Here is a 17,291-nt window from a genome sequence, read left to right on the forward strand (position 1 = left end):
GGTCGGCGCCCGCCGCGGACGGCAGCAGGGCGGCGATCACCAGGAACAGGCCGTTGCCGATGATGAACCCGAGCGGCTCGCCCGTGGCCGCGGCCCGCAACAGCTGCGCGGCACGCACGGCGTCGGCCCGCAGCGTCGGGTCCTTGTCGAGCAGTTCGGTCAGGGCGGGCGCCAGCGGTCCGGCCTGCCGGGGTTCGGGCAGCGGCTCGGTCACGATCGCGGTGATCGTCGACCAGGTGGAGGTGCGCCGGAACGGCGGCGCGCCCTCGACGGCCGCGTACAACGACGCACCCAGTGCCCACACGTCCGCGGCGGGCCCGACCTCCCCGCCGCGAGCCTGCTCGGGCGCGAGGTAGTCCAGCGAACCAACGAGCTCCCCACTGCGCGTGATCCGGGTCGCGGCGCCATCACCGGGTTCCTGCAGAGCGGCGATTCCGAAGTCGGTGAGCACGACCCGGCCGCCGCGCTCCAGCAGAATGTTGCTGGGCTTGACGTCCCGGTGCCACACCCCGGCACGGTGTGCGGCCGCGAGCGCGTCCAGCACCTGAGCGCCGATACGAGCCGCCTCCAGAGGATCCAGGGGGCCGCGCCGCTGCAGCAGCCCCTGCAGCGACTCGCCGTCGACGAACTCCATCACGATCACCGGACGGCCCTCGTGCTCGGCGACGTCGTGCACGGCGACCACCCCGGGATGCCGCACCCGCGCGGCGGCCCGCGCCTCGCGCTGCATCCGCAACCGCTGCTCGACCGGATCCGGCCCGTCGGCGCCGTCGAACGTCCGGAGCTCCTTGACGGCGACCTCGCGCCCCAGCCGCTCGTCGACGGCACGCCACACCGTGCCCATCCCGCCGCTGCCCAGCCGCCCGACCACGCGATACCGCCCGGCGATCACCCGCCCGTGCCCCGCGCCGCTTGCACGCTCGTCCCCCATGGCCCGCACTCCGCCCGTCTCCTGTCGGCCCCTCAGGTCCTGCCGGTCCCTCGGGCCCTGTCAACCTCAGGACCACCGTAGACACCGTGGGGCCAGATGAGTACACCGGGCCGACCGTCCTCATGAGCGAGCGGAATCCGGCTCCCGAAGGACGTCGAAATGGGCGCGGCGCATTGTGAAAGCGTATGTGGCCCAATGTCTAAATTTGTCATAGAAAGGGCTATATAGTCTCTCGACAACAGACAGACAGGAGTCGCCGCCCATGCCGCGTTTCAGCATCGTGGTCCCCGTCTATCGCGTGCAGGGATACCTGCGTGAATGCCTGGACTCGGTGTTGGCGCAGGAGTACGGCGACTTCGAGTTGATCGCTGTCGACGACTGCTCGCCCGACGGTTGTGGCGCCATACTCGACGAATTCGCCTCGGCCGACCCCCGCGTCCGCCCCGTGCATCTCGAGCGGAACGTGGGCCTGGGCCGGGCCCGTAACGCCGGTCTCGAACGGGCCGTCGGCGACTACGTCGTCTTTCTCGACGGCGACGACACCCTGGCCCCCGGCGCCCTGGCCGCGATGGCCGCCCGTCTCGACGCCACCGCCGACCCCGACCTCCTCGTCTTCGACTACACACGCACCTACTGGGACGACAGCCGACGGCCCAACGGCGTGGCGCACCTCCTTGCCGAGAAGGGCCCCGACGTCTTCGCCCTCGCGGACCGCCCCAGCCTGCTCGGGCTGCTGCAGGTCGTCTGGAACAAGGCCTACCGGCGCGCATTCCTCGATCGGCACGGCTTCACCTTCTCCGCCGGGTACTACGAGGACGTCCCGTGGACGTTCACCGCGCTGATCACGGCCGAGCGGATCGCCGTCGTCGACCGGGTGTGCATCGAGTACCGCCAGCGCCGTCAGGGCGGCAACATCCTGAGCACCACCAGCCGCAGGCACTTCGACGCCTTCGCCCAGTACGACCTGGTCTTCGCGCACCTCGACGCCCACCCGGCGCTCGAGCCCTGGCGGGCGAGCCTGTTCGAGAAGATGGTCGACCACTACCTCACCATCTACACCAAGCCCGGCCGGCTGTCCGAACAGGACAAGGCCGAGTTCTTCCACGAGGCCGCCCGCCACTACCGCACGCGCCGCCCCGACGGCTACCGGCGGCCCGGCGGCGGGCGCGGCCACCGCTACGCCCTGCTCGAACGGGACTTCCACCCGGCCATGCGCGCCCTGCACGAGACGGTCCGCGGCACCCGGGCCGCGCAGCGCCGGGCCAAGGACACGGTCCGCGGCGCCAAACGGGCCGCGATGGCCGCCCACTACCGGGCCGAGATGCTCCGGCCCATCGAGAGCGATCTCGCCGTCTTCTCCTCGTACTGGAGCCGCGGTGTCACCGGGAACCCGGCCGCGATCGCCGACCGGCTCGCGGTCCTCGCCCCGCACATCCGCCGCGTCTGGCTGATCCGACCGGACTGCGTGAGCCGGGTCCCGGACGGCACCGCGCACGTACTGGTCGGCTCGCGCGCGTATTGGTCGGTCATGGCCCGTGCCAAGTACTTCGTCAATGATGTCAACTTCGCCGACTCCGTGGTCAAGCGCGCGGGCCAGACCCACGTCCAGACACATCACGGCACCCCGCTGAAAACCATGGGCATGGACCAGCGGCGCTACCCGGCCTCCACCGACATGGACTTCGAGGAGCTGCTCAGGCGCTGCGACCGCTGGGACTACGGCATCTCCTCCAACACCTTCTCCACGGCCGTCTGGGAGCGGGTCTACCCCTCGGCCCACACCACCCTGGAGACCGGATACCCGCGCAATGACGTGCTCGCCCGCGCGGGCGCCACTGAAGTGGACTGGGCACGGCGGGAGTTGGGACTCGCCGACGGGGTGACCGCGTTGCTCTACATGCCGACGCACCGCGAGTACGAGGGCTCCTTCGTGCCCCGGCTCGACCTCGCCCGGCTCGCCGAGTCCCTCGGCCCCGACACCGTCCTGCTCGTGCGCGGTCACTACTTCTACGACTCCGCCCAGGAGTTCGGCGAGCTGTGGAGCAGCGGCCGGATCAAGGACGTCAGCGGGCACCCCAGGGTCGAGACCCTCTACCTGGCCGCCGACGGCCTGATCACCGACTACTCCTCCGCGATGTTCGACTACGCGGTCCTCGACCGGCCGATCGTCATCTACGCGGACGACTGGGAGACCTACTCCGCCGTCCGCGGCACCTACTTCGACCTGCTCCGCGAGCCGCCCGGTGCCGTCGCCCGCACCCAGGACGACCTGGAGGAGCTGCTCACCGAAGGTGTCTGGAACAGCCCCGAGGCCGCCGCCCTGCGGGCCGGATTCCGCCGCCGCTTCTGCCGGTTCGACGACGGCCGCGCCGCCGAACGCGTCGTGCGCCGGGTGTTCCTCGACGACACCACCCCGGTGCCGGTGACACCGCTCGAACTGCGCCCCGTCGCACCCGCTCCCACCCGGCCCGCCTTTGTGGGCACCGGTACTCCGCACCCGCCGGCAGTGAAGGAAGAACGAGCCCGATGAACACCCGCCTCAGTGTCATCGTCCCCATCTACGACGTGGAGGAGTACCTGCCCGCCTGCCTGGACTCGTTGGCCGGGCAGAGCATGAAGGACCTCGAGGTCGTCATGGTCGACGACGGTTCGCCGGACGGCTCGGCCGCCATCGCCGCCGAATACGCGGCCCGCGACGGGCGCTTCCGCCTGGTCCGCAAGGAGAACGCCGGGCTGGGCGCGGCGCGCAACACCGGCCTCGGACACCTCTCCCCGTCGAGCGAGTACATCGCCTTCGTCGACAGCGACGACGTCGTCCCGCCCGACGCCTACCGGACGATGGTCGGGAGCCTGGACGAGTCCGGCTCCGACTTCGCCACAGGGAACGTGCACCACCTGCGCGGCGAGAAGACCTGGCAGGCCGGGCAGATGCGGATGCTGTCCGGTGAGGCCCGCCGCCGGGTTCACATCGCCGACGACCCGCGGCTGATCGCCGACCGGATCGCCTGCAACAAGGTCTACCGCCGTGCCTTCTGGGACAGGTGCGGATTCTCCTTCCCCGAGGGTGTGCTGTACGAGGACACCCCCGTCGTACTGCCCGCCTACTACCGGGCCGAGGCAGTCGACATCGTGGGCGACCCGGTCTACTACTGGAGACTGCGCGAGAGCTGGGCCGCGCCCTCGATCACCCAGCGCCGCACGGAGCCGCAGTCCGTCCGTGACCGGATCGCCGGAGTCCTCGCCGTCAGCGCCTTCCTCGGCACACTGGACGACCCGCGCGCCGAGGCATTCAAGCGGGAGTACGACGGCCGGGCCCTGCGGGACGACCTGCGCATCTTCCTGCGCGTACTGCCCGACGGCGACGCCGCGTACCGCGAGGCCTTCCTGCGCGAGGCCAATTGGTTCCTCGACCAGATCGACCCGAAGCTGGTCCTCGCCCTGCCCACGGAACTGCGGGTGCAGTGGATTCTGGTGCGCAAGCACGCCATGGACGAGCTGCTCGACCTGCTCGCTTCGCGACAGCGCTGGGACCGGGTCCCCATCACCGGACGGCGCCGCAAGTACGCCGAGTTCACCCCGCTCACCGACCGCGGCTTCGCACTGCCCAAGCCGGCCCTGCGCATCGACAAAGAGCTGACCCTGCGCTCACCGCTGCGTGTCGCCGAGTGGAAGGGCGGCAAGCTCGTCCTCGAGGGCGACGCCTGGATCAGCCGGATCGACGCGCCCACCCGCCGCAGCAGTGTCAAGGCGATCCAGCTCAAGCGTGACGGCAGCCGGCGCCGCACCCTGCTGCCCGCGGCCAGTGTCCATCACCCGCAGGCCACCACCGACTCGGGCCAGAAGTCGCACAATTACGACTGGGCCGGCTGGCACATCGAGATCGACCCCGAGCGGTTCCGTAAGCGCGGTGTCTGGCAGGAGGGGCTCTGGCACGTCGGCATCCATGTCTACGCGGCCGGCCTGTTCCGCAGGGGCGCGGTGTGGACACGCGGTGGCGCGGCCGCCAACTACCCGCCCGTGCACTGGGTGGACGCGGATCACCGGATCGTTCCCCACAGCGTCCGGGGCGCTCTGAAGGTCCGCGTCGAGCGGGTCCGCGCGCTGATCACGGACCGCCGGTTCGACGGCGACGTCCTGCGTGTGGAGGGTGAGCTCCGCACCGAACTGCGCCCGGACGAGCGCATGTCGCTGCGGCTGACCAACCGCGCCACAGGCGACCGCATGGACTACCCGGCCGAGGTGGCCGGCCGCCGCCGGGGCGGCGCGCTCGCCGTCACCGTCCCGCTGGTGGAGGTCGCGCTGTTCGTCGACCCGGAAGGTGGTGACACCCGCCCCGGCAAGCGCCGTTGGAGCACCGAATGGGTCGCCACGAATGAGCAGGGCGAGGAGCGCCACTTCTCCACGGTGATCCGCGAAGGTCTCGCGGACCTGAACACCGACCTGTCCGAGGAGTTCGGCGCGGCCGGCAAGGATGTCGAGATCGCCGTCACGGCCGGCGCCAACGGCTATCTGAAGATCACCAGCAGGAACCGGCGCGCGATCATCGACCGCGTCGCCGAACTCGACGGAAAGATCGTCTTCTCCGGGCGGGCGAGCCGTCGGGACATCGGCAGAGAGCTGGTACTGCACGCCAGCGGGCGTGCCGACGAGCGTCCCGCCCGTATCGACTGGCGTCCCGACGCGACCTTCACCGCCTCCTTCGACCCGTCCGTCATGGGCGGCGCCGGGGGCGGCCTGCCGTTGAAGGCCGGCCGCTGGAACCTCTTCCTCGTGGGCGAGGCCGACGAGCCACGGACCCCCTTCGTCATCGACCGCCTCGCCGTGCCGCAGTTCCCCCTGCACAGCGAATTGAAAGGCCGCCGCTACTGGCTGGAGAACCGGTGGGAGGACTTCCCGCAACTCAACTGCCGCTCCGAACTGGGCGACGACGAGCGCGGACCGTACCGCCAGCTCGAGTTGCGCACCACGGTCTACGCACCGATGCGTGAGAACGAACCATTGCGTGACCAGGTCTGCTACTTCAGCTACAACGGCAAGCAGTGCTCCGACAGCCCACGCGCCATGCACGAGGAACTGATCCGTCGGCGCGCGGACTTGCGGCACCTGTGGGTCGTCCGCGACGGGCAGGTCGAACTGCCCGACGGCCTGGAGAAGGTCCGCATGTGGGGCCGCGAGTGGTTCGAGGCCCTGGCCACCAGCCGCTACATCGTCACCAACGGACACCTGCCCGACTGGTTCGAGCGCCGCCCCGGCCAGGTCGTCGTCCAGACCTGGCACGGCACCATGCTGAAGCAGATCGGCCACGACATCGCGACCCCGCGCTTCGACCGTGAGTACCACAACCGGCTCGTGCGCGAGGTGGTCAACTGGAGCCTGCTGGTCTCCTCCAACCGCTTCTCCACCCCGATCCTGCGCCGCGCCTTCTCCTACCGCGGCGAGATCCTCGAGGCCGGATACCCCCGCAACGACCGGCTGCACGCCCCTGACCGGGACGAGACGGCCACCCGCGTCCGCCGCGAACTCGGCCTGCCGCAGGGCAAGAAGGTCGTCCTCTACGCCCCCACATGGCGGGATGACAGCGCGCACAGCGCCGGCCAGTTCAAGTTCGACCTCAAGATCAACCTGGCCGAGGCCCGCGCACGGCTCGGCGAGGACCACGTCCTGCTGATCCGCCGCCACTCCAACATCGTCGACGTCGTCCCGCAGGCCGGCGACGGCTTCGTGTGGGACGTCTCGGAGTACCCGGACATCGCCGACCTCTACCTGGTCGCCGACCTCCTGATCACCGACTACTCCTCGGTGATGTTCGACTACGCGCACCTCGACCGGCCGATGCTGTTCTTCACGTACGACCTGGATCACTACCGGGACACCCTGCGCGGCTTCTACTTCGACTTCGAGGCCGACTCCCCGGGGCCGCTGCTGCGGACCTCGGAGGAGTTGATCGAGGCGATCCGTGACATCGAGAAGGTGCACATCGCGCACCAGGACCGGTTCTCCCGCTTCCAACGCCTGTTCTGCGACCTGGACGACGGAAAGGCCGCCGCCCGGGTCGTCGACCGGATGCTGGAGCAGGCCCAGGAGGTCTGACCCGTACCGGCCCGCAGACGCACAGTCAGGCCCTCCCCGAAGGAACGGGGAGGGCCCGAGTGCGGTCCCGCGTCAGTCCCCGAAGACGATGTCCAGAACGCGGCTCATGCGCACGTCGTAGGTGTGGGTCCCCGGCTTCGCCGCGCTTTCCGCGCGGTCGTACTTCCAGCCGTTGTTCACACCCTGGTAGTGGCGATGGTGGATCTGCTCGCTGGCCTCGGCGTTGGAGCCGATGACGCTGTGCACGCGCCACTGTGTCGTCTGCCAGTCCAGCAGCTCCGGGATGACGGTCCACTTCTTCGTCGTCGTGCCGCTCGCACGATGGCGGTAGTCGACGAACCGGCGCTGGCGCAGGGGATTCATGGGCTCCACCGTCGCCTTGGCGATCCAACGCCCCTGGTAGCTGACCGCACCCGACTCCGACTCCGCCGCGTGATCGAAGACCGGCCGGGCATCGTTGGTGAGGACCAGTTCGTCGATGTCCGTGTTGATGACGCCCGCCGCCTTGCTCAGGTACCGGAAACGCCCGTGTTCCATCAGGGAATACTGGCAGTAGTCGGAATCCCAGACCTTGTTCGGACCGGCATTGGGACCCCAGGGGTAGTTCCAGGCGACGACGACCGCGGTGGTGATGCCCTGAACCGAGGAAATGACGTCGGCGACGTCCTCGGGGCGGTACTTGGTGGAGTTGTTGTCGTAGAAGACGACTCCCGTCACACCGTGCACGACGTGGTAATACCGCAGGAAATCCCTGATCCAGACGAGATCGTTGTCCTTGGATTTCGTGATGACGGTCCGCTGCCCGGCGAACAGGTCCGACTCGTCGGGGGCGATCACCATGCTGAATCGTGAGTCCGCCAGATCCAGTGTCAGATGCCTGCCGGGGTGCGCTCCGGTGATGCGCGAGCGCTGCGTGCGGCCCCAGTCGCCGAGTGAGACCGAGCCGCTCACGTCGGCGCCGTCCATGTGCCAGTCGGCGCTCTCGAGTCCGGCGCGCAGATTGTTGGTTGGCGGCCCGGAGAGCCACACGTCGTCGCCGAGCCGGAACGCGTCGTAGAAGAGCGTTCTGTTGTCGAACTTCTCGAGGTAGTCCGGTTGCCGATCGGCGGGTTTACGGGGCGGATCACGGCGCAGTCCGGAATGCGCCGGGAGTGTCATACCGGTCGGCCGTACGACCTTGATGGTCTTGGACTGCTGGTGCCCGGACGCGCAGCGCAGGTCACAGGCCGCTCTGGCGCGGCGGATCGGCCGGAGGAACTCCTCCAGCGTGAGCGGACCCGCATGCCGTGGCATGCGCTCGGCGCCGGCCTCCAGTTGGGCGACACGGCGGCCGAGCCGCGCGATCTCCGTGCTCAGCGGGTCGGCCGGCTCCGCCGCGAACGTCGTGCCGGTGTGGTCGATGGCCCCAGATGTCATCCTTCACTCCTGTTCTCGGGGTCCTGAACGGTGCGCGACGGCGCCTGCGGGTGCGACATCACGGCTGAGGACTCCGCACCGGACGCCCGAGCTGCCACACCGTCCAGCCCGCCGTGACCCAGTCGCGCGGGTCGACGCAGGTGCGGACGTCCACCAGGCGGCGCGCGGCCACCGTGCGGGCGGCCGAGGCCGGGAGTTCGGTGTCCTCGCCGAACTGCGGCCACTCGGTTGCCAGGACGGTGACGTCGGCCCCGTCCAGGGCTTCGGCGAGGGTGTCGGCATAGGTGTGCTCGGGGTGCAGCCGCCTGGCCGTCTCCATCGCCTCTGGATCGTGGACGACCGGTCGGGCACCGGCCTGGACCAGGCGGCGGGCCAGTTCGAGTGCCGGGGAATTGCGGACGTCACTGGTTCCCGCCTTGAAGGCGGCACCGAGGAACGCGATGCGCACACCGGCCAGACCACTGCCTCCGACGGCCTCCTTCACGAGCTCGACCGCGGCGTCCACACGGCCGCGGTTGACGCCCTCGACGGCCTGGAGCAGCGCGACCGCGTTCGTGGCGCCGATCTCGTCGAGGCGGTGCGTGAAGGCCCGCAGGTCCTTGGGCAGGCAGCCACCGCCGTAACCGATTCCGGGCCGCATTCCGGCGTGCCCGATCCGGTGGTCGACGCCGATGGCATGGGCAACGGTCTTGACGTCCGCGCCGGCGAGCGCGCACACCTCGGCCATCGCGTTGATGAAGGAAATCTTCGTGGCCAAAAAGGAGTTGGCCGCCGACTTGATGACCTCGGCCGTCGCCGGTTCGGTCACGATCAGCTCCACGTCCCCGCGGCCCAGGATCGGCGCGTACACCGCCTCGATCGCCTTCTGGGCCTCGGCGCTGGACACCCCGGCGACGATGCGGTCGGGGTGGAGCGTGTCCTCGACCGCGTGTCCCTCGCGCAGGAACTCCGGGTTCCACACCAGGTCGACGCCGTCCACGGCACGATCCGCGATGATCTCCTGGACGCGCGCCACGGTGCCGACCGTCACGGTGGACTTGCCGACGATGGTGCAGGGGCGGGTGAGCAGCGGGGCCAGCGCGCTGACCGCGCCGAACACCTGCTCCATGTCGTAGCCCCGGCCGTCCTCACGCAGCGGAGTGCCGACCGCGATGAAGTGGAGGTCGGCGAACTCGGCGGCCTCCATGAGGTCGCCGGTGAACCGGAGGCGGCCGGTGGGCACGTACTTCTGGAGCAGGTCGTCGAGGCCCTTCTCGAAGAAGGGGCCGCGCCCGCTCTGGAGGACCCGGCACGTGGCCGGGTTGAGTTCGACGCCGATCACCTCGTGCCCGAGCTCCGCCATGGCGGCGGCATGAGGGGCTCCGAGGTGGCCACAGCCGATCACCGAGATACGCATTGCTGTCCTGCCTTTGACGTTCGGGGCGCCTTGTCGCGCCGACGTGATCAGCGAGGTCCGCCCGTCCGGACCTCGCGTCCGGTCAGTCGAGTTGGAGGACGGTGGAACGGGCCACGTCCTTGACGAAGGTGACCTGCCGGTCGAAGGCGCCCTCGGCCGCCCACATCTTGGTGATGTCGCGCTCGACCTTGCGGTTGGTGTCGTCGAGGACGACGAGCGCCCCCTTGGCCATGCGCGGCAGCAGCCGCGGCATCGCGGGGTAGCGGGCGAGCGGCGCTGTCGGGCGCGGCGGCCCGTCGATGAAGAGGAGGTCGACCTCGGTGACGTCACCGAGGCCGGACAGGTCGTACCACGGCTGGGTGCCCAGGCCCGGGACCTCGGTGTCGACCAGGGGGGCGTCGATGACCGTCGCCCACGACTCCAGGCCGTGGTCCACGAGCCTTTGCCGGGTCATCTCGGCGAAGTCCCGGTCGTGCTCGACGGAGGTCACATGCCCCTCGCCGCACTTGCGCAGCGCCGCCGCCGTCCACAGGGTCGACGCACCGGAGCCGCACTCCAGCATGGTGCGCCGGGCGGGCCGCCCCATCACCTCGTCGACGATGAACAGGACCGTCGGGGCGATCGCGGCCCAATTGGCGCCGAGCACCGGCATCGGCATGTCGCCGTCGATGAGGTGGTTGTAGCGGCGCATCAACTCGGCGATCACGTAAGGCTGGTGTTCGAGTTGCTTGCGGATGCCCGTGAGCGCGGCGGTCAGCGTCTTGGTCTGCTGCTGGAGCGCACGCAGGACCTGTTCGGTGTCGGCAGCGCTGGGCGCCGGCACGGCCGGCTCCGTCGTCGGCTTGGCGGCCTGCGGCTTCGCGAGGGTCTTGAAGAGCTTCACGTGTACTTCCCATCAGGATGTCAGTGGCATCACTGAGCGGTGGCGGTGGCGGTGGCGGTGGCTGGGGCGCTCGATGGCATGGCTATGTGCACGGGCATCAGGGCATCAGGGCATCAGGGCTCCAGGGACAGGGGGCGGCCCGGACGCACCTCGTCGGTGGTGTCGTGGCGCAGGTCGCTCGGTACGGGGCGCGGTGCCGGCGGCTCGGACGGCTCTCCCAGGAACACCCTGCGCACCACCCGCTCCGTGGCATGTCCGTCGTCGTACGGGCAGAAGCGCGCGCGGAAGGCGGTGCGGAGCCGCGCGGAGCGGGAGCCGTTCCAGTGGCCGGTGGCGAGGATGTCGAGCAACTCGTCCTGGGACTGGGCGACCGGGCCCGGTGCAAAGGAGCGAATGTCGAAGTAGGTGCCGCGCGCGGCCTCGTAGGCCATGCGGTCGTCGGTGAGCAGGACGATCGGGCGGTCCAGCGCCGCGTAGTCGAACATCAGGGACGAGTAGTCGGTGACCAGCGCGTCGGAGGCCAGGCAGAGTTCTTCGACCGTGTGGTGGTCCGACACATCGATCACGCGCGGGTGGGGGTCCGTGGCGTACGGGGCCGTGGTCGAGAGATAGTGGGCGCGGGACAAGAAGACGTACGACGGGCCCAGGTGGCGCGCCAGACGGGCGAGGTCCAGATGGGGCGTCTGGGTGCGCTGATAGTCGCGGTGCGTGGGGGCGTACAGGATGACGGTCGCGTCCGAGGCGAGGCCGAGGAGCTCGCGGGTGCGGTCGCGGTCGGCCTCGGTCGCCCTCGCGAAGATGTCGTTGCGCGGATTGCCGTACTCGAGGGTGGTGTACCCGGCCGGGTAGACGCGTTCCCAGGTGAGGGTGGAATGCCGGTTCGCCGAGAGGCTGTAGTCCCACTTGTCGACGTTCGTCAGGAGGGTCGCGAAGTCCATGCCGCCGCCCGCCGCCGGGTGTTCCTGGAGGTCGAGGCCCATCTTCTTCAGGGGCGTACCGTGGTGGGTCTGCAGCAGGACCTGACCGGGGCGCTTGCGCAGCCTGCGGTCGAAGTTGACGTTGTTGACCAGGTACTTCGCGCGGGCGAGAGCCGTCCAGTAGGAGAACGTGCCGGGGGTCAGGCGGCGGGTTCCGGTCGGCACGGTGTGGGTGTGGGCGGGACGTGCGATCCAGGCCGTACGGATCGAGGGGACCAGGTCGCGCACCATGGACTCGATCGCCGCGGGGCTGCAGGAGTAGCCGCGGTTCCAGTAGGCCGAGAAGACCGCGAGATCGTCCTTGACGGGCAGCCTGCACTGGATGAGGTAATGGGCCTGCAGGGCCGCGCCGCGGGCCGCGTGGGCCGCGCGTCTGACGTGGCGCAGGGCACGTACTCGGACCCTGCGTGTCCCCGTGATGACGAGATACACGCGATGCGCGCCCAGGCGGACGAGGCCGTGCCGCAGCCGGGTCGGGGTCCTCACCGGGCCGCCGGGGGTGCGGTAGCGGGCGTAGTGGGAGCGGGCACGGCGGAGGAACGCCGCACGGCTGCCGCGCGGCAGCCGGCCGCGGGTGGTGAAGATCGTGCAGAAGTGGTCGATCATCCGGCGGAAGAGCACACGCCGCCACTGGTCGTTGAGTTCGGGGTGCGCGTCGAGGAACGCGAAGACCCGGTCGTACTGGTCGAAGACGTCGAAGTGCCTCGTGCTGACCGTCGACAGGATGTTCCCTTGGCGACGCTGCCGGTAGTGGACGCAGACCCGGTCGAGGGTGGCGACGGAGTCCGCCGCCATCAGCGCCGGGTATGTCCAGGCGGTGTCCTCGTAGTAGCCGGGATGGAAGGTCAGGCCACTGTCGGCGAGGAACTCGCGGCGGTACGCCTTGTTCCAGACGACCATCAGCAGACGCATGAGCGAGGGGCGGTCGGCCAGGGCGAAGGGCTGCGGGCCCGACTCGTTCAGCATCTGCGCGTGCTGGTTGCGAACGAGACTGCCGTCCCAGTGCGCGCGGGCGTAGTCGTAGATCAGGACGTCCGGGCCGCCGGTGTCCTTGACCCGGTCGGCGATGGCAGCGAGCGATCCGGGAGTGAGGGTGTCGTCGCTGTCCAGGAAGACGACGTAGTCGCCGCTCGCCCGCTCGAGGCCCGCGTTGCGGGCCTCGCCGAGGCCGACGTTCTGCGGGAGGTGGACGACCGTGACACGTGGGTCGCGCGCCGCGTAGGAGTCGAGGATCTCGCCGCAGGCGTCCGGTGAAGCATCGTCGACGGCGATGAGTTCCAGGTCGGTGTAGGACTGGCCGAGCACCGAATCGAGGCAGGCGTGGAGGTACGCCTGGACCAGATATGCGGGGACGATCACGCTGAACCGGGGCAAAGGCGTATCGGGCTGCCGACCATGAAAACGGGACATGTGTATATGAAACGGCACAAAGTGATTTAGATTACGTTTTGTGTGTTATTCGGCGGTTCGTGGTGGCGGCAGGCACGGCGCCTCAACGTCACCGGCGCAAACAGCGACATCGGCCGTGCCGTGCCGTGCCTATGCGGCTACCGATCCGGCTACTTGTCTGTCTTCCGTCTAGAGCGGTAGCCCTGCTGTGCTTGGTATCCGCAGGTCGGGGGCGTGCGGCCCCTTCTTTTGGTGACCGCAACTCAATGCTTTTGATTGGTACTTAGGCATCTTGATGTGCGGTGGAGGCGTGGTCGCGGTCACGGACTCCTGCCGTCCGGGTGTGCGGTCCTCGCGACTGCTTCGAACGGGAGCCGCTGATCATCGGGGGCGCGGGGCTGTCGTGGTTTGGCGGAGGCGCCTTGAGGTGGAGCGGACTTGTCTCGGACTCGTGTCGGAGTCGTGTTGGACTCGGCACACCGCACCGGACTCGCGTCGGACTCGGCGGGATCGGTCCGGACTGGGTCCGACTCTGTAGCGGACCGGATGGGAGGGAGGCCGGACCCGGTTCGGACTCTCGCGGCAGAGGCGGGGACGGGAGGGTCGTTGCAGCGCACCTTGGTCACGGCGGGCCTCAGGCAGAGGGCAGACGGCGGGACCAGGGGGCGCAAGGACCGCTGGGCGGACGGTCTGTGGGGTGCGGTGCTGACGCGTCTCGTGTGCAGCCGCACCGGTCATCCCGGTCCGACTCCATCCGGCTCGGGGTCGCAGCGCGCACCGCGTCAGCGAGCGCGAGGTCCGGGTGATCCCACCACTCCTTCGCGGGGGGAAGTGATGGGGCCGCGGTCAGCCGGACGGACGCCAAGAAAAGGACAAGGCGCGGACGGCCGGGTTGCCAAAAGGGCCCTTGGCGCAGCGGGAGGCCTTCCTGTTGCCTGCGCGCAGGTAGTGGCCGGCCAGGACAGGGAGTACGTCCTCTGAGGAGGCCTTTTTCGACCTTTTCACCCCTTAGGTGGGCCTTAAGGGGTCCCGGTCGCGAGCTGAATCGGGCTTTTCTCCCGCCGTCGTCTCGTAGGCGCCGACCGTCCTGCCGGTACTGCAAGGCAGTCCCGTCAGGTCGTCGGGTGGGCCAACCGATCCAGGGCTTCCTCACCTCATGTCAGGTGCGCCACCTACCCTTTGGGCTCAGCCATCTGGACACAGTGGCCGCGGACCCGATCAGAAGGGCCTCACACCGTGGACCTGGACGAGATGTTCGGCGAGGGCTGGTGCGTGACCCTCGCCGCCCACCCGCTCGCCGACGCCCTCCACCTCATGGGTGTCGCCGCCCCCGTCCCCGGCCTCGAGAGCGTGAACGAAGCCGCGGACGTCCTCCAGGAACAGCAAGGCGAAGGCGCCTTGGTCGTCGGCCGCGACATGCCGGGCGGCTGGACGCTCGCCGTCGAATTCGAGAGCGCGATCGGCGTCGATGACGATGTCCTGCGCACCCTCGCCGCCGAGGGCCGCACCGCCTTCAGCGCCTATCGTGACCCCGACACGAAGACGGCCACCATCGCCCACGACGGTGCCATCCTTGGCAGCCTCGAGCTGTCCGGCGGCTACTTCGACGGTCCCTCGGGCAGCGTGGACCCCACCCACCCGGTCATCGGTTCCCTCACTGCGGCCGGTTTCGACGCATCCGATGCCTGTGAACCCACCGGAGAAGCCGTCACCGACGAACCCGAAGGCGGTCTCGTCCTCGCCGTGCGGGTTCTGACCGGCCTCACCCTCACCGCAACCGACTTCGAGGGTCCCTGGACCGGGGGTCTGTCCCGTGGCTTAAGACGACTTTGAAGGTCAAGTCAAGGACTGGGCAAGCCCTTTGGGTTGCTAGCTGAGTACCGAGGCCACGGGGAAACCAGGCCCGATCGGGACCCCGGCAATCACAAGAGGGAAGAGGAAGAGTCGACGCGTGTCGTTAATAGGTAGACCACGCGCCAGGGCCATGTTCGCGGCGACAGTCGCCGGAGCGTTCATCATCCCCACTACGCCGCCGCATCCGGCAACGAGCCCGCGGCGAGGCCGGCGCTGGTCGACCAGACCACCCGGACGGAGGTGGTTGCTGACGCCGTCGTGCGTTTGGGGGGGGTGGGGCCGGCAGGGTCTGTGATGAGCAGGTCGGTGGCAGTCTGGGGCGGGAGTTGCGCCGGGGTGCGCTGTTCGCTTTTGCTGTCGTCCTGGGTGCCCAGTTCCTCTATCTGGCTGTCCGGTTCCGTCTGCGTTATGCCATGGCTGCGGTCGCCGCTCTCGTCCACGATGTGATCATCTTGGTCGGTGTGTTCGCCTGGCTGGGCAAGCCGGTCGACGGTGTGTTCCTGGCCGTCCTGCTCACTGTGATCGGTTACTCGGTCAATGACTCGGTGGTCCTCTGCGACCGCATCCGTGAACTGCTGGGCCGGCAGCCCGGGGCGCGCCTGGGCCGGCTCACCAGCGAGGCGGTCCTGCGGATGCTGCCCCGCACGGTCAACACCGGCATGGGCGCGCTGTTCATCCTCGTCGCCCTGGTCGCCCTCGCCGGCGGCTCCCTTACCGATTTCGCCCTTGCCCTGCTGATCGGCGTGGCCGTGGGCACGTACTCCTCGGTCTTCACCGCGTCTCCGCTGGCCATCGAGCTCCACGGCCACACCGCTCACTCCCGTCCTCCCGGCCGCAGACAGCGGCGCGTCAAGGGGCCCGAGGAGCCGGGCGGACCGGTGTCCCAGGACGGCGCACCGCGGCGCGGGGCCCGGTAGCCGGACCGCCCTGTCCGGTCTTCTGCGGAAAGGGGGGAGGGATGCGGGGGCGTCGGCCCGGCGGCGGGCACCGCGTACGGCGGCGAGCGTGCGTGCCTGTCATCGCGTCCGGGCTTGGCCAGGCGTGCCCGCTGGTGCAGCAGAAGGTGGTGGCTGTGGTGTACGGGGCGCACGGCATCCGCGTCATTTCCCTTGTCGTGGGCACTGCGCGGACGGAGATGGTGAGTGCGGTGGTGGGGTCCGGCCCGGTTCTGGGGGAGGTGTTTGTGGTGCGTCGGATCCAGAGGCGGATGGCGGGGCCGCGGGTGGTGGCGGAGGCGGCGTTGTGGCTGCTGAGTGACCGTTCGTTGTTTGCGGCGGGTGCTCGTGTGGCGGTGGGCGGCGGGTTTCTTGCGGTGTGAGGGATTGCGGTGGTCGCTGGGGGTTCCCGGTGGGGGTCCTCGGTGGGGGTGTGTGTCGCTCGGTCGGTTGGATCTGTGGTGTGCGGGGGGTGTTGCGGTGCCCGCCCGGGTGGGTGGTGGTGGCTCTTTGGTTGGGCTGGTTGGGTGCGGCTGTTTGTGTGGTGCGGTTTGCGGGGTGTGGGGGGTGCTCGGAGGGTGGTGGGGAGCAGTGTCCGTCAATCGTGCAATCGTGAGAGAGGTTTGGTTGATGCGTTTTTCCCGGAGAGCTGGTCTGGTTGCTTCCACTGCGCTGTGCGGTGTGCTGGCGCTCGGTATGGCGGGTCCGGCGTTCTCGTCGGTGGGGGATGTGCCGGCGGGTGGTGCGCCGGCCCGCAGCGCGTCGGTGGCCCCGTTGCCGGGTGCGGAGGCGTTGGGGAAGCAGAATGCGGCGTTGGCGGGGGCGGGTGCTGTGGTGCAGCCGGTGACTGCTTTGGTGGCGGGGGTGCTGAAGGCGCCGGAGGGGAAGCTGTCGAAGGAGGAGGCGGCCGAGCATGCGGCCGGTGTGAAGAAGGCCCTGGACGGCCTGAAGGCCGGGGCGAAGGGCGCGACCGGCAAGGCGGCCGGGGTGCGGGCTCCGGGTCCCGAGCTCATCGCGAAGGCCGCGGCGAACCTGCAGGTGAAGGTGGACGCGCTGGTGAAGGCCTCCGTCGCGGGGGATGCGAAGGCGACCGCGGCCGCGCTGCAGGCGACGTTGACCGGCACGGTCAATGTGGTGGTGGCGGTCGTGCTGGGCGGTGGGCTGCCGGCGCCGGATCTGGAGGGTCTGCCGAAGCTGCCGTCGCTGCCGGGTGTGGATCCGGCGTCGACGCTGCCGTCGCTGTAGGTGGTGGGTGTCCCCGGGGTGACCCGGGGTGACCCGGGGTGAGGGAGGGGCCGGCCCGTTGGGGGCCGGCCCCTTGCCGGGTGTGGTTGTGTCCTGCGGGCTGCGCGGCAAGGGTTGGCGCCGCGCCGCCCCCCTCTTGGGGTTTTGGCCCGGGATCCGCCGGATGGGATGTGCC

General features: G+C 69.6%; 10 protein-coding genes and 1 pseudogene. 6 read left to right on the plus strand and 5 right to left on the minus strand.

From position 1 onward, the window contains the following. On the minus strand, positions 1 to 931 hold a 931-nt coding region (locus OKJ99_RS03190; RefSeq protein ID WP_326014164.1), incomplete at its 3' end, for a serine/threonine-protein kinase. Positions 932 to 1,193: 262 nt separating this feature from the next. Here OKJ99_RS03190 and OKJ99_RS03195 point away from each other — a divergent pair. Together OKJ99_RS03195 and OKJ99_RS03200 are read left to right on the plus strand one after the other, a co-directional pair. Further along, the gene (locus tag OKJ99_RS03195; protein WP_326014166.1) at positions 1,194 to 3,461 is read left to right on the plus strand and encodes a bifunctional glycosyltransferase/CDP-glycerol:glycerophosphate glycerophosphotransferase; all 2,268 of its coding nucleotides are present in this window, start codon (positions 1,194 to 1,196) and stop codon (positions 3,459 to 3,461) included. Next, the gene (locus OKJ99_RS03200) at positions 3,458 to 7,021 is read left to right on the plus strand and encodes a bifunctional glycosyltransferase/CDP-glycerol:glycerophosphate glycerophosphotransferase (RefSeq protein WP_326014168.1); all 3,564 of its coding nucleotides are present in this window, start codon (positions 3,458 to 3,460) and stop codon (positions 7,019 to 7,021) included. The genes OKJ99_RS03195 and OKJ99_RS03200 overlap by 4 nt, the downstream gene beginning before the upstream one ends. 72 nt (positions 7,022 to 7,093) lie before the next feature. Here the strand turns inward: OKJ99_RS03200 and OKJ99_RS03205 are convergent, their stop codons facing one another. From OKJ99_RS03205 to OKJ99_RS03220, 4 genes are all read right to left on the minus strand, one after another. Continuing rightward, entirely contained in the window at positions 7,094 to 8,437 is a 1,344-nt protein-coding gene (locus OKJ99_RS03205; RefSeq protein WP_326014170.1) for a capsule biosynthesis protein CapZ, read from the minus strand. Positions 8,438 to 8,495: 58 nt separating this feature from the next. Next, entirely contained in the window at positions 8,496 to 9,833 is a 1,338-nt protein-coding gene (locus tag OKJ99_RS03210) for a UDP-glucose dehydrogenase family protein (RefSeq protein ID WP_326014171.1), read from the minus strand. 82 nt (positions 9,834 to 9,915) lie between these two features. After that, positions 9,916 to 10,716: a class I SAM-dependent methyltransferase gene (locus OKJ99_RS03215; protein ID WP_326014172.1), complete on the minus strand. Its 801-nt coding sequence runs from the start codon at positions 10,714 to 10,716 to the stop codon at positions 9,916 to 9,918. A gap of 113 nt (positions 10,717 to 10,829) precedes the next feature. Then, entirely contained in the window at positions 10,830 to 13,067 is a 2,238-nt protein-coding gene (locus OKJ99_RS03220) for a bifunctional glycosyltransferase/CDP-glycerol:glycerophosphate glycerophosphotransferase (protein ID WP_326014177.1), read from the minus strand. A 1,251-nt stretch (positions 13,068 to 14,318) separates the two neighbouring features. On the opposite strand from OKJ99_RS03220, the gene OKJ99_RS03225 reads away from it, so the two are divergent. The 4 genes and pseudogenes from OKJ99_RS03225 to OKJ99_RS03240 all read left to right on the plus strand — a co-directional run bounded on the left by OKJ99_RS03225 (position 14,319) and on the right by OKJ99_RS03240 (position 17,116). Next, on the plus strand, positions 14,319 to 14,915 hold the full coding sequence (locus tag OKJ99_RS03225) for a DUF6461 domain-containing protein (protein WP_326014173.1): 597 nt from the start codon (positions 14,319 to 14,321) through the stop codon (positions 14,913 to 14,915). Between the two features lie 290 nt (positions 14,916 to 15,205). Next, positions 15,206 to 15,853, plus strand: a pseudogene (gene secF / locus OKJ99_RS03230) (protein translocase subunit SecF); the annotation flags it as partial. Positions 15,854 to 15,945: 92 nt separating this feature from the next. Continuing rightward, entirely contained in the window at positions 15,946 to 16,254 is a 309-nt protein-coding gene (locus tag OKJ99_RS03235) for an SDR family oxidoreductase (protein ID WP_326014174.1), read from the plus strand. A gap of 247 nt (positions 16,255 to 16,501) precedes the next feature. Continuing rightward, a complete protein-coding gene (locus tag OKJ99_RS03240) occupies positions 16,502 to 17,116 on the plus strand; it encodes a hypothetical protein (protein ID WP_326014175.1) in 615 nt (204 codons plus the stop codon). The last annotated feature ends 175 nt before the right edge of the window (positions 17,117 to 17,291 follow it).

Origin of the sequence: Streptomyces endophyticus (assembly GCF_035798155.1) — a bacterium.
Lineage (GTDB): Bacteria > Actinomycetota > Actinomycetes > Streptomycetales > Streptomycetaceae > Streptomyces > Streptomyces endophyticus.

What these genes read in the sequence shown, in the direction of transcription:
- OKJ99_RS03195 (WP_326014166.1), top strand. Translation starts at nt 1,194, where the DNA reads ATGCCGCGTTTCAGCATCGTGGTCCCCGTCTATCGCGTGCAGGGATAC.
- OKJ99_RS03200 (WP_326014168.1), top strand. Translation starts at nt 3,458, where the DNA reads ATGAACACCCGCCTCAGTGTCATCGTCCCCATCTACGACGTGGAGGAG.
- OKJ99_RS03205 (WP_326014170.1), bottom strand. Translation starts at nt 8,437, where the DNA reads ATGACATCTGGGGCCATCGACCACACCGGCACGACGTTCGCGGCGGAG.
- OKJ99_RS03210 (WP_326014171.1), bottom strand. Translation starts at nt 9,833, where the DNA reads ATGCGTATCTCGGTGATCGGCTGTGGCCACCTCGGAGCCCCTCATGCC.
- OKJ99_RS03240 (WP_326014175.1), top strand. Translation starts at nt 16,502, where the DNA reads ATGCGTTTTTCCCGGAGAGCTGGTCTGGTTGCTTCCACTGCGCTGTGC.